Annotated in this window: 19 protein-coding genes; 2 read left to right on the top strand and 17 right to left on the bottom strand. The window is 63.4% G+C overall.

The window, feature by feature from the left end; all coding sequences use genetic code 11:
- Position 1: 1 nt before the first annotated feature.
- The 4 genes from grpE to QUV11_RS00810 form a co-directional block, all read right to left on the bottom strand.
- Positions 2–628, bottom strand: a complete 627-nt coding sequence (gene grpE, locus QUV11_RS00825; protein ID WP_300879994.1) for a nucleotide exchange factor GrpE — start codon at positions 626–628, stop codon at positions 2–4.
- Complete coding sequence (gene hrcA, locus QUV11_RS00820) at positions 625–1,665, bottom strand: heat-inducible transcriptional repressor HrcA (protein WP_300879993.1); 1,041 nt, start codon at positions 1,663–1,665, stop codon at positions 625–627. Before hrcA ends, grpE begins: the two co-directional genes overlap by 4 nt.
- 66 nt (positions 1,666–1,731) lie before the next feature.
- Positions 1,732–2,637, bottom strand: coding sequence for a winged helix DNA-binding protein (locus QUV11_RS00815; RefSeq protein ID WP_300879992.1), 906 nt, complete (start codon positions 2,635–2,637; stop codon positions 1,732–1,734).
- A gap of 24 nt (positions 2,638–2,661) precedes the next feature.
- On the bottom strand, positions 2,662–3,951 hold the full coding sequence (locus QUV11_RS00810; protein ID WP_054133000.1) for an adenylosuccinate synthase: 1,290 nt from the start codon (positions 3,949–3,951) through the stop codon (positions 2,662–2,664).
- A 194-nt stretch (positions 3,952–4,145) separates the two neighbouring features.
- Here QUV11_RS00810 and QUV11_RS00805 point away from each other — a divergent pair, with 194 nt between their 5' ends.
- Entirely contained in the window at positions 4,146–5,165 is a 1,020-nt protein-coding gene (locus QUV11_RS00805; protein ID WP_300879991.1) for an alpha/beta hydrolase, read from the top strand.
- 11 nt (positions 5,166–5,176) lie between these two features.
- On the opposite strand, the gene QUV11_RS00800 is transcribed toward QUV11_RS00805, so the two are convergent.
- From QUV11_RS00800 to QUV11_RS00790, 3 genes are all read right to left on the bottom strand, one after another.
- Positions 5,177–6,301, bottom strand: a complete 1,125-nt coding sequence (locus QUV11_RS00800) for an ATP phosphoribosyltransferase regulatory subunit (protein WP_300879990.1) — start codon at positions 6,299–6,301, stop codon at positions 5,177–5,179.
- Positions 6,302–6,365: 64 nt separating this feature from the next.
- Positions 6,366–6,872, bottom strand: coding sequence for a hemerythrin domain-containing protein (locus QUV11_RS00795; protein ID WP_300879989.1), 507 nt, complete (start codon positions 6,870–6,872; stop codon positions 6,366–6,368).
- A 135-nt stretch (positions 6,873–7,007) separates the two neighbouring features.
- The gene (locus QUV11_RS00790; protein ID WP_017671033.1) at positions 7,008–7,217 is read right to left on the bottom strand and encodes a cold-shock protein; all 210 of its coding nucleotides are present in this window, start codon (positions 7,215–7,217) and stop codon (positions 7,008–7,010) included.
- 218 nt (positions 7,218–7,435) lie between these two features.
- Here QUV11_RS00790 and QUV11_RS00785 point away from each other — a divergent pair, with 218 nt between their 5' ends.
- Positions 7,436–7,657: a hypothetical protein gene (locus QUV11_RS00785; protein ID WP_300879988.1), complete on the top strand. Its 222-nt coding sequence runs from the start codon at positions 7,436–7,438 to the stop codon at positions 7,655–7,657.
- Positions 7,658–7,728: 71 nt separating this feature from the next.
- Here QUV11_RS00785 and QUV11_RS00780 read toward each other — a convergent pair whose 3' ends face one another.
- The 10 genes from QUV11_RS00780 to nuoI all read right to left on the bottom strand — a co-directional run bounded on the left by QUV11_RS00780 (position 7,729) and on the right by nuoI (position 17,755).
- Positions 7,729–8,007, bottom strand: coding sequence for a DUF1467 family protein (locus QUV11_RS00780; RefSeq protein ID WP_300879987.1), 279 nt, complete (start codon positions 8,005–8,007; stop codon positions 7,729–7,731).
- Positions 8,008–8,044: 37 nt separating this feature from the next.
- On the bottom strand, positions 8,045–9,730 hold the full coding sequence (locus QUV11_RS00775) for a ribonuclease J (RefSeq protein WP_300879986.1): 1,686 nt from the start codon (positions 9,728–9,730) through the stop codon (positions 8,045–8,047).
- Positions 9,731–9,734: 4 nt separating this feature from the next.
- Entirely contained in the window at positions 9,735–10,511 is a 777-nt protein-coding gene (locus tag QUV11_RS00770) for a type III pantothenate kinase (protein WP_300879985.1), read from the bottom strand.
- A 31-nt stretch (positions 10,512–10,542) separates the two neighbouring features.
- On the bottom strand, positions 10,543–11,253 hold the full coding sequence (locus tag QUV11_RS00765) for a biotin--[acetyl-CoA-carboxylase] ligase (RefSeq protein WP_289618678.1): 711 nt from the start codon (positions 11,251–11,253) through the stop codon (positions 10,543–10,545).
- Complete coding sequence (gene nuoN / locus QUV11_RS00760) at positions 11,250–12,713, bottom strand: NADH-quinone oxidoreductase subunit NuoN (RefSeq protein WP_289618677.1); 1,464 nt, start codon at positions 12,711–12,713, stop codon at positions 11,250–11,252. The genes QUV11_RS00765 and nuoN overlap by 4 nt, the downstream gene beginning before the upstream one ends.
- Entirely contained in the window at positions 12,713–14,254 is a 1,542-nt protein-coding gene (locus tag QUV11_RS00755; protein WP_289618676.1) for an NADH-quinone oxidoreductase subunit M, read from the bottom strand. The genes nuoN and QUV11_RS00755 overlap by 1 nt, the downstream gene beginning before the upstream one ends.
- 1 nt (position 14,255) lies before the next feature.
- Positions 14,256–16,247 carry an NADH-quinone oxidoreductase subunit L gene (gene nuoL, locus QUV11_RS00750; protein ID WP_300879984.1) on the bottom strand — a complete coding sequence of 664 codons (1,992 nt, stop codon included), beginning with the start codon at positions 16,245–16,247 and terminating at the stop codon, positions 14,256–14,258.
- Positions 16,248–16,251: 4 nt separating this feature from the next.
- Positions 16,252–16,557, bottom strand: coding sequence for an NADH-quinone oxidoreductase subunit NuoK (gene nuoK, locus QUV11_RS00745; RefSeq protein WP_300879983.1), 306 nt, complete (start codon positions 16,555–16,557; stop codon positions 16,252–16,254).
- Complete coding sequence (locus QUV11_RS00740) at positions 16,554–17,168, bottom strand: NADH-quinone oxidoreductase subunit J (protein ID WP_289618674.1); 615 nt, start codon at positions 17,166–17,168, stop codon at positions 16,554–16,556. The genes nuoK and QUV11_RS00740 overlap by 4 nt, the downstream gene beginning before the upstream one ends.
- 107 nt (positions 17,169–17,275) lie before the next feature.
- Positions 17,276–17,755 carry an NADH-quinone oxidoreductase subunit NuoI gene (gene nuoI, locus QUV11_RS00735; RefSeq protein ID WP_289618673.1) on the bottom strand — a complete coding sequence of 160 codons (480 nt, stop codon included), beginning with the start codon at positions 17,753–17,755 and terminating at the stop codon, positions 17,276–17,278.

Here is a 17,755-nt window from a genome sequence, read left to right as displayed (position 1 = left end):
ATCAGTCGGGCTTCTTGGCAACCGCCACCAGCGCAGGGCGCAGCAGGCGGTCCTTGATCATATAGCCCGCCTGCAGTTCCTGCACCACGGTGCCGGGTTCTGCGTCTTCGCTGGGCAATTCGATCATCGCCTGATGCTGGTTGGGATCGAGCGGCAGGCCGATCGCAGCGATCCGCGAAATGCTGTGCTTGGAAAACACATTGTCGAGCTCGCGCCCGGTGGCTTCAAGCCCGACAACCAACCCCTTCCACTTCTCGTCCTCGCGCAGATCCTCGGGGATCAGCTGCAATGCACGGGTGAGGTTGTCCGACACCGAAAGGATGTCGCGGGCAAAGCCGGTCGCGGCGTACGCGCGCGCATCCTGCGCATCCTTTTCGAGACGGCGGCGCACATTCTGGGTGTCAGCGCGCGCGTAAAGCACGTCCTGCTTGGCTTCTGCCAGCTGCGCTTCCAGCGCCGCGATGCGGTCTTCGAGCGCCGACTGGTCGTCGCCTTGCTGCTTCAGGCTCTCAGGCACGCCCTCGAGCTCGGCGGCGGCATCAGGGTCGAGCGGCCGGGTGGGCTCGGCATTGTTGGTCGGGTTGTCCTGCGTCACTTTGTCGTCCTGAATCACGTCTGTCCTGCTCATTTCATCAATCTGGTTAGGCTTTGCGCGGTAAAGTCCACCATGGGTACAATCCGCGCATAATTGAGGCGGGTGGGGCCGATGACCCCGACCACGCCGACGACGCGCCCCTCGCCGTCGCGATACGGCGCCGCTATCACGGATGACCCGGAAAGCGAAAACAATTTGTTTTCAGCGCCGATGAAGATCCGGGCTGACGCCGCTTCGCGTGCGCTGTCGAGTAGATGGGCAATGTCCTGCATCGCTTCAAGCTCGTCGAGCAGCCGCCGCACCCGCTCAAGATCCGCAACCGCATCGTTGTCGAGCAGATTGGCCTGGCCGCGCACGATCAGCACAGGGCGGTCCGCCCCGTCCCGCGACCACAAGGCCAGACCTCGCCGGACGAGATCGGAACTGGCCTGGTCAAGCGCATCTTTCTCACTGTTGATCTCCGCCTCAAGCGCCAGCAGGGCGTGCGGCAGGCTGCGTCCGGACAGCCGCGCCGTGATGAAATTGCCCGCCTGCACCAGCATGCTTTCGGTGACCCGCTTGCTCATCTCCAGCACGCGGTTCTCGATGCTGCCGTCATTGCCGACCAGCACCGCGAGCACCTGAGTGTCGGACAATCGCACGAAGCTCATCTGCCGCAGCACCGGCTCGCGCCGGGGCACCATGACGATGCCGGCACACGCCGACAGGCCCGACAGCGCCTGCGTCGTCGCCGCCAGCGCCGCCTCGATGGGACCTGCGTTGTTGAGCTGTTTCTCGATCGCGGCGCGCTCCTCGATCGAGGGTTCGGCGACCTGCATCATACCATCGACGAACAGCCTCAACCCTTGTTCGGTCGGCATCCGCCCGGCGCTGGTATGCGGCGCGGCGAGCAGCCCCAGTTCCTCGAGATCCTGCATCACGTTGCGGATCGACGCAGGGGAAAGGCTGACGGTGGACGACTTGGAGATCGTCCGCGAGCCGACGGGCATCCCGGTATCGAGATAGCTTTCGACGACGATGCGAAAAACGTCGCGCGCGCGGTCGTTCAGTTCGGTGAACGGGCTGGTCATGCCGCCAAATTAGGCGCAAGCGCTGATACTAACAAGCCATCGCGCCAAACCAACGTCGCATGCTGCTCAACCGCCCAGCCCGCCGCGCTCATCGACCAGTGCAAACCAGCCGCACAATTGATCAAAGGCGCTGTCGGACAGGTCGACAAACATGCGGCGGGCATCGACAGGATCAGCCCGGCGTTCAAGCAATTGCTGCTCGGTCATCAGCCGGATCCAGCGCAGGGCGGTGGTTGGCGGGACGGCAGCCGCAATGCACAGGCTGGAGACCGAGACAGAGCGATGCTCCAGCCGCGAGGCTGCGAGATCGAGCAGGATATCCCAGGCAGGATCGGCAAACAGGTCCGAGCTGAAGAAGCGCTCGCGCAATCGCCGGATGCTGATCAGGTGACGGATTCGCTGGGGATTGGGCGGGATCGAAGGGCTGCGATCACCTCCCACCTCGGCGCGATAGGCAAGGCTGCGGTCGGCGAGCGTATCGGGAGCATCATCCTCGCCCGTGGTGATCGCACCCAGTTGCTCGGCCAGCCGGGCCAGTTCCAGCGCCAGCGCCTGCAGGCGTGCCCTCTCGGCCCGGTTGGGATCGAACGCGCGGCCGGTACCAAGCACCGCGTCGAGATCGGACAGCGCAATGGCGATCAGTACGGGCGCGTCACCGAACACACAGGCCGCGTTGCGCCCGTGGAGCAGCACGTCGACCACATCGATCGTCTCGAGGCTGACAAGCGCAAGGATCGCAGCATCGCCTGGCAGAGCGTCCAGGACATCGCGCGCGGGCGCCGCCCGTCGCCAGTCAAAGGCATGGATATGGGCCGCCGCGGCGGCGGCGCTGGCCGCCGGCACGATGCCGTCCGACGGCCAGCCGGTTGCCTCTACCAGAAAGGCGGTGTGCGGATTGTCCGCTGCTATTCGATAGGAACCTGGCGCCTGGGACGGTTGGTCACCAAAGGGCGTTCTCGTGTCTTCGGACATGAAATCCCCCCTTCATGCCGATCGTCAGTCCGCGAACGGATCGCGCACCAGGATCGTGTCCTCGCGTTCCGGTGACGTCGATACCAGCGCCACCGGGCACTGGATCAGCTCTTCCACCCGCTTGATATACTTGATTGCCTGCGCGGGCAGGTCAACCCAGCTCCGCGCGCCCGCGGTCGATTCGTGCCAGCCGTCCATTTCCTCGTAAATCGGCTGAACTGCGGCCTGATCGCCCGCATGCGCGGGGAAATAATCGAGCACCTTGCCGTTGAGCCGATATCCGGTGCAGATCTTGAGCTTGGCGAAGCCATCGAGCACATCGAGCTTGGTCAGCGCGATGCCGGTCACACCCGCCACCGCACACGCCTGACGCACGAGCGTCGCATCGAACCAGCCGCAGCGACGCTGGCGCCCGGTGACGGTGCCGAACTCATGTCCGCGTTCGCCGAGCCGCTGGCCGACCTCGTCCTGCAGTTCGGTCGGGAACGGGCCGGAGCCGACGCGGGTGGTGTAGGCCTTGACGATGCCGAGCACGAAGCCGCTCGCCTGCGGGCCGAGGCCGCTGCCGCCCGAGGCGGTGCCGGTGACGGTGTTCGACGAGGTGACGAAGGGATAGGTGCCGTGATCTACATCGAGCAGCACGCCCTGCGCGCCTTCGAACAGCATCCGGGCACCGGCACGGCGGATTTCACCGAGGCGCTTCCAGACCGGCTGCGCAAATTCGAGCACGAACGGCGCGATCTCGGCGAGTTCGGCGAGCAGGGCCGCACGATCGATCGGTGGCTCGCCGAACCCGGCGCGCAGCGCATCGTGGTGCGCGCACAAGCGGTCGAGCTGCGGATCGAGCGCATCGAGATGCGCCAGATCGCACACGCGGATCGCGCGCCTGCCAACCTTGTCCTCATAAGCAGGGCCGATGCCGCGGCGCGTGGTGCCGATCTTGCCCTGTCCGCTGGCATCCTCGCGCAGCGCGTCGAGATCGCGGTGAAAAGGCAGGATCAGCGGGCAGTTATCCGCGACGGCGAGGTTGTCAGGGGTGATCTCGACCCCCTGCCCGCGCAGCTTGGCGACTTCGTCGCGCAGTGCCCAGGGATCGAGCACCACGCCATTGCCGATGACGCTGAAGGTGCCGCGCACGATGCCCGAGGGGAGCAACGAAAGCTTGAACACCTTCTCGCCGATCACGAGGGTGTGACCGGCATTGTGTCCACCCTGAAAGCGGATCACCGCATCGGCGCGCTCGGCGAGCCAATCGACGATCTTGCCCTTGCCTTCATCGCCCCACTGGGCGCCGATCACCGTAACATTGGCCACGACATCAACCTTTTTGAAAGATGGACGCACCGATCAGCGGCGCGCAAAACGCGCTCGTCCTAGTGACGGCGCGGGGCGGCGTCCAGTGCGTAAGGGCAAAACTTGATACAAATTAATGCACTTCGAGAATGGACGCGCCCGCTTCTGCCAAGGCATCCTGGGCACAATCACAGAGCGATTGCAGGAGCGTGGCCATGCGATGGAAGCTGTTGGGGCTGATCGTGACAGCAGGACTGATCGCACCGGTGCTGGCAACACAGGCCAGCGGCCGCGAACGGCGGGTGGATCGTGAATGCCGCCGCGAGGTCGTCAGGCTGTGCGGAATCCAGCGATCAGGGATCCGCGCGTGCCTGCAGGACCGCGCCGACGCGCTGTCCGAAGGCTGCAAGATGCAATTCGTGCAGGCGATCGCCAATCGCCGTGGGGCCGGGCCGGGAGCACCTGCCACCGATGTCCAAGCAACCACCGTCCCCTATGGCAACGACCCAAGGCAGGCGGTCGATATCTATCTGCCTGAACAGGACCGACCAACCGCAGGGTATCCCCTGATCGTCTACATTCATGGCGGAGGCTGGCGCAATGGCAACCGCAGCATGGTGCAGGGCAAGCCCGATTTCTTCATGCGCAAAGGCTGGGCCTTTGCCTCGGCGGGATACCGGTTGCTGCCTGAGGTGCCCGTCGAGCAACAGGCCGAAGACGTCGCGGCGGCCTTGCGAAAGCTTGTGGCCGAATCGCGCGCGCTGGGGATCGATCCGGACCGCATCGTGATCATGGGCCATAGCGCGGGCGCGCACCTTGCTGCGCTCGTCGCTACCGACCCGGATTATCTGAAAGCCGATATGGCGCGTATCAAAGGCGTTATCCTGCTCGATGGGGCAGCCTATGACGTGGCGCGGCAGATGCAGGACCAGCCGCTGATCGCCAAGCAGCTATATACCCCCGCGTTCGGGACCGCCCCTGCGCGCCAGGCGCGGCTGTCACCGATAACGCACAGCGCGGCGCCCAATGCCGGTCAATGGCTGATCATGCATGTCGCAAATCGCAAGGATGCCGCTGTCCAATCCAACGCGCTCGGGGCAGCCTTGCGCGCCGCCGGATCGCGGGCGGATGTGCGGTCGGTCGAGGGCGAGAACCACATGACGATCAACCGCAATCTGGGCGCAGAGGACAACGCCCATACCAGGGCCGTGACAGCGTTTCTGGCGGCCTTCTGAACGAGACACCCTCAGATCAGTACCGTTTCAGTGTTTTCGAGCCGGTGGGTGCAGCCTAGCGCGGCGGCATCGTCGGCTTCGGTGATCGCAGCGAGCGTCCGCCAGCCAATTGCCCGCAGCCTCGCGGCCACCGCCTGATCGTGCCCCAGGGGCAGGAACAACTTGCCGACGGAAATCTGATCATCGGTCAACGCGATGTCGAGCAAGGCGTCCGGGTAGAGCGAAAAGCCGGTCGCAACCTCCTCGCCACCCTTGCCGTCGGGAATGGCATAGGTGCCACCGCGGCCGAGCGCGCCGGCGCAGCCATCGGCATACAGCGAAAAGCCGAACCAGCTCTGGTACTCAAAGCCGTGCCGCTCGGTCGGATCCAGCGTCACGGTGACATCATCGGGCAGCGCGGCAACGATCTGGCGCAATGCCGCGATCCGGCTGGAGAGCGCGCCGCCGGCATCGATCGCCGCCAGCGAAGCGATCGCTGCCTCGAATGGTCCCATGGCATACAGCAACGGCAGATAGGCATCCGCACCCAAGGCGGTCAGACCGCCTGCATCCTTCATGTCGAGCTCGCGGCGCACCGCGGAAATCTGGCCGGCGGGCATCGGAAAGGCGGTGGATGCGAGGGTATCGACCAGATCGGGCAACGTCAGATCGACCGTGATGCCGGTCACCCCGGCCTGAGCCAGAGCCTCGATGGCGATCCGAACCACCTCCTGCGCTGCGGCGATATTGTCGTGACCGATGAGTTCTGCACCGATCTGCAAACGCTCGCGCTCGGGATTCAGCTGGTCGGAAGCGATGCGCAGCACCTGGCCGGCATAGCTGAGCCTCAAAGGGCGCGGCGCCGACGCCATCAGGGTTGTTGCAACGCGACCGACCTGAACCGTGATGTCCGAGCGGATGGCGAGCGTGCGCATCGACGAGGGATCGACCATACGGAAAAGATGCTGCCGCCCGGTACCCTGCATCCGCGAAGCGAGCGAGCGTTCATATTCCACCAGCGGCGGCGAGACGCGATCATAGCCATGGCCCGACAGCACATCCATCGCGCTGCGGGTAAGCCGCGCTGCCTGTTCGGCGCGCGGGGGGAGCAGATCGGCAAGACCTGCGGGCAAAATATCGGGATTCGTCTCGGACATGGCGCAAGCGCTTAGACGATTACCGCGCCAGTTAAAACCTTATCGCGCGCTGCAACTTATGCCGTCAGACAATGGGCTTGTGGGCGCCCTGAATGATGGCGTCCTTGATCGCAAATGCCTCACGCGTCCAGTTGGTGGTCGGAGCGAAATTGGTCTTCAGGTCGATCGCCGCACCGGCTGCGAGCGGATACAGCTCGGCTTCTTCCAGATCGATTCTGGCAAACATCGCCAGGGTCATCCTGCGGGCATCGGCGCGAAAGCCATCCCAGTCCTGTGCGATGCGGTCGGGCGTCCAATGCTGGGCATTGCTGGCATAAGCAGCGAAAAGCGTGGCAAGATCGCTGTGGAACTGGCGCCCGGTTTCGCGGACATCGGCTCGGCTGTCGTGCAGGAGTTTTGCGTAGAGATGGCGATCTTCATACGCCAGATGCTGCATGATGAGGCTGCCAAGATTCCAGCGCGTCTCCGCCAGGACGGCGCGCGAGGGCATTGTCTCGCTATCGAGCAAATGCAGCAGCACCTGCGCCTTTTCGCGGATCAGCACGTGATCTCGCAGCAGTCTGTCCAGCATGTTGCAGCCCCTTTTGTACCAGGAGCGACGCTAGGCGGCAGATGTTAAACCCTCGTAAATCTTTGGGTCATTCTGGAGGTATCGGTCAGGCTGCGGAGCGGCGCAATCGCCACCCCGCACCCTAGCACCTGAGAATCAGGCAGCAGCCGAAAGACGGACAGCCGCCATCTTGCCGCGGCGATCCTGCTCGAGCTCAAAGTTCACGCGCTGGTCGCGATCGAGCGTACGCATGCCCGATGCTTCAACGGCGCTGATGTGAACGAACGCGTCGTTGCCGCCATCATCGGGCTGAATGAAACCATAGCCCTTGTCGGCGTTGAAAAACTTTACGGTGCCAATAGGCATAGTCATTTCCTTACGAGTAGATTGCACGGGGCCGCACATAATTGCGGACAGTTCCCCCTGCTTAGTCGGGACCGGAAGTTCGATTTCGACCTGTGCAACGCCCGGTCCCGGCCATTGCACGCGAAGATGCGGACGCTGGAGGCCAGCCTTGCGGCAAGCCCGGCGTCCGAATGGCGTCAGCCCGGCATGAAACTGCCCGGCTGTGGATACGCGATCGCATGAACGCGCTGCTCTTCGACGCACGCCAGGCTGCGCTGCATGTCGCGTTCATCCGCGCTGGGCGAATGCAACGCGCGCATGTGCGCAACGTGGAGATTGTCAAAAAGCTGGTTGATATCTGGCATGCGTTTGCTCTTGTTGCTGCGCAAGCAAGAGCGTGGAGCATGGATGCCGCGAGTCTCTCAGTCGCGCGCTGGCTTGGATCATCGATCGCGCGATGACCATGCTATAGCAGCAAAGTGCGCCAAAGTCTCATATTATTCGTGTGACCCGCCGATGGCCCCACACAGCGTCAGTCTGCCCCCGGTGGCCTGCCGAAGATGTTGACGTCGGATGGGCCGATCCAGCCATTCAGGTAATTAGCATAGAACAGCCCGAAAACGACGGCCGACACGATGGTGGTGATCAGCATCACGCGCTTGGGCCTGAAGTTGGCGGGCGCGCTGTCGGCCTGGCCGCGGACCTTCTCGATCCCTAACTCGTCCGCAGTCCGCACGCCGAAGGGCATCACCACGAACGCGGTGATCACCCAGAACAGCAGATAAATGGCAGCGATGCTCGTCCAGCTCATGCGCGTGTTTCCTGTTTCCTTGCGCCCAAGTGGGTCGTCAGCCCGCGATCATCAAGACCGTGACAACGGGCTTTTTGCCCGTCCAGCGGGTTGCCGCACGACGCACGGCCAGGCGGATAGCCTCCTGCACGTCGTCGCCCTTCCCTTCGGACCTGCCTTCCGACCGGTCGCGCCGGCCCCGCGGCTTGGACTTGCCGGGTTTGCTGATCGCCTCGCGCACATCCTCGATGGTCTCGGCGATGAACGCATCGAGATCGTCTTCGACCGGAAGCCCGAGGCAGCGCACCACCGGGTCGCCTATCAGGCCCCCGCGCGCGCTGAGCGCGACCGCGACGCTGACCTGGCCGTTGACCGCCAGCTTGCGCCGCTCGGCCATCGTCATGCCATCGGCGGGCAGGATGACATCGCCATCGAGGACCAGACGCCCGGCGCGCTCGCGGCTGATGACGCCGGGCTTGCCCGGTGCCAGCCGCACGAGATCGCCGTTCTTCTGAACCACAGCCGCCGGAATGCCCTGTTCCAGCCCAAAGCGGGCCTGTTCGGACATATGCCGCATCTCGCCATGCACCGGCACCAGCACCTGCGGCCTGATCCAGCGGTACATCTCGGCCAGCTCTGGCCTGCCGGGGTGGCCCGACACGTGGATGTCGGCCTGACGGTCGGTGACCATCTTGATGCCGTCTTCAGCCAGCTTGTTCTGGATCCGCCCGATGGCGATCTCGTTGCCGGGAATGACCTTGGACGAGAACAGCACGGTATCGCCCGCCTCCAGCTTGATCTGATGATTGCCATCGGCGACGCGCGCCAGCGCAGCGCGCGGCTCACCCTGGCCGCCGGTTGCGATCACCAGCACCTCGCGCCGGGGCAGGCCCATCGCGGTATCGAAATCGACCAGCTCGGGCAGGTCCTTGAGATAGCCGTTGGCCTTGGCCACCGCGATGATCCGGTCGAGCGAACGCCCGGCGACGCACAGCGAACGGTTGGTCGCCTTGGCAACCTCGCCCAGGGTGTGCAGCCGCGCCACGTTGGACGCGAAGGTCGTGATCAGCGCACGCCCCTTGAGCGGCTTGACCGCCTTGATCAGTTCGTCACGCACCGCACCTTCGGAGCCCGAGCTTTCGGGATTGAAGACATTGGTGGAATCGCAGACCAGCGCCAGCACCCCTTCGTCGCCCAACGCGGTGAGCGTCTCGGGCGTCGACGGGACGCCGACGATCGGCTCGTCGTCGAGCTTCCAGTCGCCGGTGTGGAAGATACGGCCATAAGGCGTGTCGATCAGCAGCGCGTTGCCCTCTGCGATCGAGTGCGCCAGCGGCAGGTAGCGGAAGCCGAAGGGACCAAGCTGGAGGCTGCCCTCGTTCTCGATGACGTTGAGCTGCACATCCTTGACCAGCCCCTGCTCTTCGAGCTTGCGGCGGATCAGGTCGGCGGTAAACGGGGTGGCGAACAACGGCACATTGAGGTCGGCCGCCAGATACGGCAGCGCACCGATATGGTCTTCATGACCGTGAGTCAGCACGATGCCAAGCAGGTCGTCGGCGCGTTCCTCGATGAATTCGAGATCGGGGAAGACCAATTCGACACCGGGGTAAGCCGGGTCGGAGAAGGTCATGCCCAGGTCGACCATGACCCATTTGCCGTCACAGCCATAGAGGTTGGCGTTCATGCCGATTTCGCCCGACCCGCCAAGGGCCAGGAACAACAGTTCTTTTCCAGGTTTCATGTAATCAAAATGCCCTTTCGGCAATCATGGCTAGACCCTGCAGGGTCAGGTCGGGTTCGACCGCATCAAATATCGTCGTGTGCTCGTCAAACAGCACCGCAAGCCCACCGGTGGCGATGACCTTCGCGGGGCGTCCGATTTCGGCGCGCATCCGTGAGACCAGACCTTCCATCATGGCGACATAGCCCCAGAACACGCCGATCTGCATCTGGTCTTCGGTGTTGCGACCGATGACAGACCGGTTGTTGCGCGGGGTTTCTATCGCGATGCGCGGCAGCTTTGCGGCGGCTTGAACCAGGGCATCGAGCGACAGGTTGATCCCCGGCGCGATGATGCCTCCCTTGTAAGCACCCGTATAGTCGACCACGTCATAGGTGGTTGCGGTGCCAAAGTCGATGATGATGATATCGCCCGGATGCAGCGCGTGCGCCGCAATGGAGTTGACCGCGCGATCCGCCCCCAGAGACTTGGGCTCGTCGACATCGATCTGCATCTGCCAATCGGCCGGTGCGACACCTGCGATCAACGGCTCGACGCTGAAATATTTGCGCGAAAGCACCTGCACATTGTGCAGCGCGCGCGGCACGACGGTGGAGATGATCACCTGGCTGATGTCCTGACGGACAAAGCCTTCGAGCGCGAGCAGCTGGTTCAGCCAGACCGCATATTCGTCCGCCGTGCGCCGGGCATCGGTCGAAATGCGCCAGCGCGCCTTGATCGCACGCTCGTTAAACAGCGCAAACACGGCGTTGGTGTTGCCGACATCAATGGCAAGCAGCATGCGACAAGTCCTTCATTTCCACTAAACGGCTTTACGCAAGGAGATGGACATCACCCGCGCTGACGCTCTCCATCCGGCCATCGCGGCAGCGGATCAGCAAAGCGCCGTCCGCCGACAGGCCTTCGAAGACGCCCTCGATCCGATCCTCCGGACCACGCTGTACCGCCATCGCTTCACCGGGCTTATGCGCGGCAGCGCACCAGACTTCAAGCAGCGTTGCAGGATCGCCGGTCCGCCACTGAAGCAGCCGCGACCCGAAGCGCGTCGCCAGCAGTTCGAGCACCGCGGCGGCATCGACCTGCGCGTTCGCGCCCTGCGCGTGCAGCGACGTGACGGTGCGTCCGGAAATGTCCGGGGCGACGGCGACATTCAGGCCGATTCCCACCACCACCGCATCGCGCCGCCGCTCGAGCAGGATGCCCGCCAGCTTGGCGCCGGCGACATGGACGTCGTTGGGCCATTTCAGCCGGGCTTTTGTCTCTGGAAGGATCGCACCAACGGTATCGAGCACCGCCAGACCGGCCACGAACGCCAGCAGGTGCGCCGCCGGATCGCTCGGACCGATGCGCACCAATGTGCTGCAATACAGGTTGCCGAGCGGGCTCAGCCAGGGCCGGCCCAGCCGGCCCCTGCCCCCGCTCTGCTGCTCGGCGCGGATCCACAGTCCCTCGGGCGCACCCGTTTCGGCGCGCGCCAGCATGTCCGCATTGGTGGATGCGGTCAGCGCAACCGTTTCGATCAAGCCGCCCAGAACAGCGCTCTGGCGGCATCCGCCGTGACCGGGCTGAGCGCCAGCGTGGTGAAGTATCCCAGCGGCGACAGGAACAGGGCGGCCATCGCCACCAGAACCATGCGCGCCTTCGAACCACTCGGCGCGATCACATCGGCGGGTTCGTCAAAATACATCACCTTGATGACCTTGAGGTAGTAGAACGCACCGATGACCGAGGCGGCGATACCGATCGCGGCGAGCGGGATGAGCCCTGCTGCCACGGCGGCATCGAACACCACGAACTTGCCCCAGAAGCCGAACAGCGGCGGGATGCCGGCGAGGCTGAACATGAAGATCGCCAAAGCCGCCGCCAGACCTGGACGGGTGCGCGACAGACCAGCCAATTTGCCGATATCCTCGACCGGATGGCCTTCACGGTCGTTGAGGTCGAGCACGCAGATGAAGCTGCCCAGCGTCATCGCGACATAGATCACCAGATAGGTCAGCATCGCCGAGGCCCCTTCGGGGGTTCCGCAAGCCAGTCCGATCAGCATGAAGCCTACATTGTTGATCGACGAGTAGGCGAGCAGCCGCTTGATGTTGACCTGCCCGATCGCGCCCGCAGCGCCGAGGATGATCGAGGCCAGCGCCACGAAGATCACGATCTGCTGCCAGATGGCCTGCTGGCCGCCGAACGCCTCGATCGCCACGCGCATGGTCAGCGCCAATGCTGCAACCTTGGGCGCAGTGGCGAAGAACGTCGTGACGGGGGTAGGTGCGCCTTCATAGACGTCGGGCGTCCACATATGGAACGGCACCGCACTGATCTTGAACGCCAGGCCCGAGAGCACGAACACGATGCCGAACAGCGCACCTGTCGACACGCCATCGGCAAAGGCGGTCTGGATGCCGATGAAGCTGGTGGTGCCGGTGAAGCCATAGAGCAGCGACATGCCGAACAGCAGAATGCCGCTCGCAAGCGCGCCCAGCACGAAATATTTGAGGCCCGCTTCGGCGGAGCGATCATCGCTGCGCAGGAAACTCGCGAGGACATACGCAGCCAGGCTGTTGAGCTCGAGACCGATATACAGCGTCAGCAGATCGACCGCCGACACCATCAGGCCCATGCCGACCGAGGCAAACAGGATGAGGATCGGGAATTCCGGGCGCATCATGTTGTCGCGCGCAAAGAACTTGGGCGCCACGATCACGCAGCCGATGGCCGAGAGGAAGATCAGCACCTTCGACAACGAAGCGAAGCGATCCATCCGGTACTGGCCGTAGAACGCGTCGGCGCCGTTGGCGAAGCTGTCACCCAGCAGGAAGTTGAACGACAGCGCGAGCGCGCCGAACAACGCGACGACGGTCAGCACGCTGACAAGGCGCGACGACTGCACGCCGCCCCATGCGGCGATCAGCAGCAGCACCAGACCGGAGGCGCTGAGAACGATTTCCGGCGAGGCCAACTGGAACCAGAGCGCGTAATTCATCAGTGATGGCCTTCTTCAGCATGGGCTGCGGGCGTCAGAACCGGGGCAGTGCCCGGCGTGACCTGCGCGTCGCCCACGGGCTTGACCGCGGCGAGCCGCGCTTCGAGCGCGCCGACATCGTTGCGCATCGGCGCCATGAAGCTTTCAGGGTAAACACCCATCCACAGCACGACGATCGCGATCGGCAGCAGCAGCGCGATTTCGCGCTTGTTGAGATCGGGCATGGCAGCGACGTCATCGGACTTGATGACGCCATAGGCCACGCGGCGATAGAGATAGAGCATGTACCCGGCGCCCAGGATGATCCCGGTGGTCGAGACGATCGCGACCCAGCTCGACACTTCGTAGATCCCGAGCAGCGAGAGGAACTCGCCGACAAAGCCGCTAGTGCCCGGCAGCCCGATCGACGCCATCGTGAACAGCAGGAACAGCAGCGCGTAGCGCGGCATGTTGATCGACAGGCCGCCGTAGCGGTCGATCTCGCGAGTGTGCAGGCGGTCGTAGATCACGCCGACGCACAGGAACAGCGCGCCCGAAACCAGGCCATGGCTGAGCATGACGACCAGCGCGCCTTCGAGACCCTGGCGATTGAACGCGAACAGGCCGACGGTGACGATCGCCATATGCGCGACCGACGAATAGGCGATCAGCTTCTTCATGTCGCTCTGCACCAGCGCGATCAGCGAGGTGTAGACCACCGCAACCATCGACAGTGCGAACACCAGCCACATGTAATCCACCGACGCATCGGGGAACATCGGCAGCGAGAAGCGGATGAAGCCATAGCCGCCCATCTTGAGCAGCACGCCGGCCAGGATCACCGACCCTGCGGTCGGCGCCTGAACGTGTGCATCGGGCAGCCAGGTGTGCACCGGCCACATCGGCATCTTGACCGCGAAGCTCGCGAAGAACGCCAGCCACAGCCAGGACTGCGCCTCGAGCGGGAAGTCATAGGCCATCAGCGTCGGAATGTCCGACGTGCCCGCCTCGTTCACCATCCAGAACATCGCGATCAGCATCAGCACCGATCCGAGCAGGGTGTAGAGGAAGAACTTGTACGACGCGTAGATGCGGTTTGCGCCGCCCCAGATGCCGATGATCAGATACATCGGGATCAGGCCGGCCTCGAAGAAGATGTAGAACAGGAAGATGTCCTGCGCGGCGAAGACGCCGATCATCAGCACTTCCATCAGCAGGAATGCCGCCATGTATTCGCCGACGCGGGTCTGGATCGCTTCCCAGCTCGCGCCGATGCAGATCGGCATCAGGAAGACGGACAGCATGATCAGCATCAGCGCGATGCCATCGATGCCCAGCGCCCAGCTGAACCGGTCGAACAAGGCGGCCTTCTCGACGAACTGCCACTGCGCTCCGCCGATATCGTAGTTCATCCACAGCACGATGCCGAGCGCCAGATCGATCAGCGTGGCGGTCAGCGCCAGCCAGCGCGCGGTGTTGGCGCTGACGAACAGACAGACGATCGCAGCCGCCATCGGCACGGCGAGCATCAGCGACAGCACAGGAAATCCCAGATCGTTCATGTCAGCGCACCATCAGCCAGGTGAGTGCGGCCACAAGGCCAAGCAGCATCACCAGGGCGTAACTGTAGAGGAAACCCGATTGCAGCTTCACGGCCATGCGGCTGCCCGAGGCAACCAGCACCGCGGCACCATCGGGACCGAAGCGGTTGATTGTTCCTTCGTCGCCGACCTTCCAGAAGAAGCGGCCAAGCGCGAAGCTGGGCTTGACGAAGATGTGGTTGTAGAGCTCGTCGAAATACCACTTGTTGAGCACGAAGCGGTAGACCGGACCCAGCGCGCCAGCCACCTTGCCCGGGAGCGCGGTGTTGCGGATGTAGAACAGCCACGCCACCAGCAGACCAATCACCATCACGATAGACGCGGCATATTTCACCAGCATCGGCACCTCGTGCATCGCGTGCATCAGGCCAGCGTTGTAGGCGATCGAGCCGTTCCAGAAGCCAGCCTGATCGAGGAAGGCATCATGGAAGACCTGACCGGCAATGACCGCGCCGATGCCCAGAAGGCCGAGCGGCAACAGCATCGCCAGCGGGCTTTCATGCGGATGATAGCCACCGGTGGTGTCCGCGCCGGCCTTCTCAGGCGTCTTGTGAACGCTGTGCTGGATGTGTTCGGACTGGATCCAGCGCGGCTTGCCCCAGAAGGTGAGGAACATCAGACGCCAGCTGTAGAAGCTGGTGAACAACGCTGACACGGTCCCAAGCCAGAAGGCGGTATTCCCGGCCTGCGAACCCGACGCCCAAGCGGCTTCGAGAATGGCATCCTTTGACCAGAAGCCAGCAAATCCAAGCCCAAGATGGTAGACCCCCACCCCGGTGATCGCGAGCGTTCCGGCGAGCATCGCCCAGAAGGTCAGCGGGATGTGTTTTCTGAGGCCGCCATAATAGCGCATGTCCTGTTCATGGTGCATCGCATGGATCACCGAACCGGCCCCCAAGAACAGCAGCGCCTTGAAGAACGCGTGCGTGAACAGATGGAACATCGCCGCGCCATAAGCGCCGACGCCGGCAGCGAAGAACATATAGCCGAGCTGCGAGCAGGTCGAATACGCGATCACCCGCTTGATGTCCCACTGCGTGGTGCCGATGGTGGCGGCGAAGAAGCAGGTCGCCGCGCCCACGATCGTCACCACGGTCAGCGCGACCGGGCTGGTTTCGAACATCGGCGACAGACGGCAGACCATGAACACGCCAGCGGTCACCATCGTTGCGGCATGGATCAGCGCCGACACCGGGGTCGGGCCTTCCATCGCATCGGGAAGCCAGGTGTGCAGCCCGAGCTGCGCCGACTTGCCCATCGCACCGATGAACAGCAACAGGCACAGCACCGTCATGGTATCGGCGCGCAGGCCGAGGAAGCCGATGGTCGAACCGGCCATGGCCGGCGACGCTTCGAGGATCGCGGGGATCGACACGGTGCCGAACACCAGGAACGTCCCGAAGATGCCCATCATGAAGCCGAGATCGCCGACACGGTTGACGACGAACGCCTTGATCGCGGCGGCATTGGCAGTGGGCTTGCGGAACCAGAAGCCGATCAGCAGATACGAGGCGAGGCCCACGCCTTCCCAACCGAAGAACATCTGGACGAGGTTGTCGGCGGTCACCAGCATCAGCATCGCGAACGTGAACAGCGAGAGATAGGCGAAGAAACGCGGCTGGTCGGGATCCTCGTCCATATAGCCCCAGCTATACAGATGGACGAGCGCCGAGACCGAGGTGACGACGACCAGCATGATCGCGGTCAGCGTATCGACGCGCAGCGCCCAGTCGAACTGGAGGTCGCCCGAGCGCAGCCAGGACAGCACCGGAACGACATATTCGGTGGTCGAACCGTTCAGGAACCCGATGAAGATCGGCCAGCTCAGCGCGCACGCGGCGAACAGCGCGGCGGTGGTGACCAATTTGGCGGGCACATTGCCGATGATGCGGTTGCCCAGGCCAGCGACGATGGCTGCCAGCAACGGCAGGAAGACGATCAGGGTGATGGCCATGTGCTTAACCCTTCATCTGGTTGATATCGTCAACCGCAATCGTGCCGCGGCCGCGGAAGTAGATGACCAGGATGGCCAACCCGATAGCGGCTTCGCCGGCTGCCACGGTGAGCACGAACATCGCGAACACCTGGCCCACCATGTCGCCGAGGAAGACGCTGAACGCGACGAGGTTGATGTTCACCGCAAGCAGGATGAGTTCGATCGCCATCAGGATGATGATCACGTTCTTGCGGTTGAGGAAGATGCCCAGCACGCCCATCACGAACAGGATGGAGCTGACCACCAGATAATGCTCGATACCAATCATAGCTCGACACCTTCACCGACGGTGGGCTGCGTGTTGCGCGTGGCCTCTTCGGGACGGCGGCGCACCTGCGAGGCAATGTTCTGTGGACGAACGCCCGCGCGCTTGCGGTGAGTCAGCACGATCGCGCCGACCATCGCCACCAGCAGGACAAGCCCTGCCGCTTCGAATAGGAAGATGTAGCGGGTGTACAGCAGTTCGCCGACTGCCTCGATATTGCTTGCGCCCATCCGCGCTGGGTTGAGCGCGTGCTCGCCCAGCGCGATGTTGCCCGCCTGCCAGGCACCGATGCCGAAGATCATTTCCGCCAGCAGCACCGCAGCGAGCGCGATACCCAGCGGCAAGTTCTTCATGAAGCCTGCGCGCAGTTCGGCAAAATCGATGTCGAGCATCATCACCACGAACAGGAACAGCACCGCGACCGCGCCGACATAGACGATCACCAGCAGCATCGCGATGAATTCCGCGCCGATCAGGATCATCAGGCCCGCCGCGTTGAAGAACGCGAGGATGAGCCAGAGCACCGAGTGCACCGGGTTCCGGGCCAGGATGGTAAACGCGCCACTGGCGATCACCACCGAGGCGAACAGGTAAAAGGCAAATATCTGGATCAAAGCTTTACAGCCCCCGATGCGCCCAATCGAGCAGGTCTGGTATCAGGCCCCTGCCCCGCGTCTCCCAGCGGGGCAAAAGCCATCGGTGAATCGATTTCGAGTGCGCCTTACCGATAAGGGGCATCGGCTTCAAGGTTGGCGGCAATGGCTCGTTCCCATTTGTCACCATTCTCAAGCAGCTTGCCCTTGTCGTAGATCAGCTCTTCGCGGGTTTCGGTCGCATATTCGAAATTCGGACCCTCGACCACCGCGTCCACCGGACAGGCTTCCTGACAGAAACCGCAATAGATGCACTTGGTCATATCGATGTCGTAGCGCGTGGTGCGGCGGCTGCCGTCCTCGCGCGGTTCGGACTCGATGGTGATCGCCTGAGCCGGGCACACCGCTTCGCAAAGCTTGCACGCGATGCAGCGTTCCTCGCCATTAGGATAGCGGCGCAGCGCGTGCTCGCCGCGGAACCGGGGGCTCAGCGGGTTCTTCTCGAAGGGATAATTGATCGTCGCCTTGGGCTTGAAGAAATACTTCAAGGTCAGCGCGTGCGCCTTCACGAACTCGAAGAGCGTGAACGCCTTGATGGTTTGCAACAT

Source organism: Blastomonas sp. (genome assembly GCF_030373265.1).
Lineage (GTDB): Bacteria > Pseudomonadota > Alphaproteobacteria > Sphingomonadales > Sphingomonadaceae > Blastomonas.
The sequence above is the reverse complement of the archived record's forward strand: the minus strand, read 5'-3'. Positions and strand labels throughout refer to the sequence as shown.

Coding starts and splice junctions, on each gene's coding strand:
- grpE (WP_300879994.1), bottom strand. CDS start 628: ATGAGCAGGACAGACGTGATTCAGGACGACAAAGTGACGCAGGACAAC.
- hrcA (WP_300879993.1), bottom strand. CDS start 1,665: ATGACCAGCCCGTTCACCGAACTGAACGACCGCGCGCGCGACGTTTTT.
- QUV11_RS00815 (WP_300879992.1), bottom strand. CDS start 2,637: ATGTCCGAAGACACGAGAACGCCCTTTGGTGACCAACCGTCCCAGGCG.
- QUV11_RS00805 (WP_300879991.1), top strand. CDS start 4,146: ATGCGATGGAAGCTGTTGGGGCTGATCGTGACAGCAGGACTGATCGCA.
- QUV11_RS00800 (WP_300879990.1), bottom strand. CDS start 6,301: ATGTCCGAGACGAATCCCGATATTTTGCCCGCAGGTCTTGCCGATCTG.
- QUV11_RS00795 (WP_300879989.1), bottom strand. CDS start 6,872: ATGCTGGACAGACTGCTGCGAGATCACGTGCTGATCCGCGAAAAGGCG.
- QUV11_RS00790 (WP_017671033.1), bottom strand. CDS start 7,217: ATGCCTATTGGCACCGTAAAGTTTTTCAACGCCGACAAGGGCTATGGT.
- QUV11_RS00785 (WP_300879988.1), top strand. CDS start 7,436: ATGAACGCGCTGCTCTTCGACGCACGCCAGGCTGCGCTGCATGTCGCG.
- QUV11_RS00780 (WP_300879987.1), bottom strand. CDS start 8,007: ATGAGCTGGACGAGCATCGCTGCCATTTATCTGCTGTTCTGGGTGATC.
- QUV11_RS00775 (WP_300879986.1), bottom strand. CDS start 9,730: ATGAAACCTGGAAAAGAACTGTTGTTCCTGGCCCTTGGCGGGTCGGGC.
- QUV11_RS00770 (WP_300879985.1), bottom strand. CDS start 10,511: ATGCTGCTTGCCATTGATGTCGGCAACACCAACGCCGTGTTTGCGCTG.
- nuoN (WP_289618677.1), bottom strand. CDS start 12,713: ATGAATTACGCGCTCTGGTTCCAGTTGGCCTCGCCGGAAATCGTTCTC.
- QUV11_RS00755 (WP_289618676.1), bottom strand. CDS start 14,254: ATGAACGATCTGGGATTTCCTGTGCTGTCGCTGATGCTCGCCGTGCCG.
- nuoL (WP_300879984.1), bottom strand. CDS start 16,247: ATGGCCATCACCCTGATCGTCTTCCTGCCGTTGCTGGCAGCCATCGTC.
- nuoK (WP_300879983.1), bottom strand. CDS start 16,557: ATGATTGGTATCGAGCATTATCTGGTGGTCAGCTCCATCCTGTTCGTG.
- nuoI (WP_289618673.1), bottom strand. CDS start 17,755: ATGTTGCAAACCATCAAGGCGTTCACGCTCTTCGAGTTCGTGAAGGCG.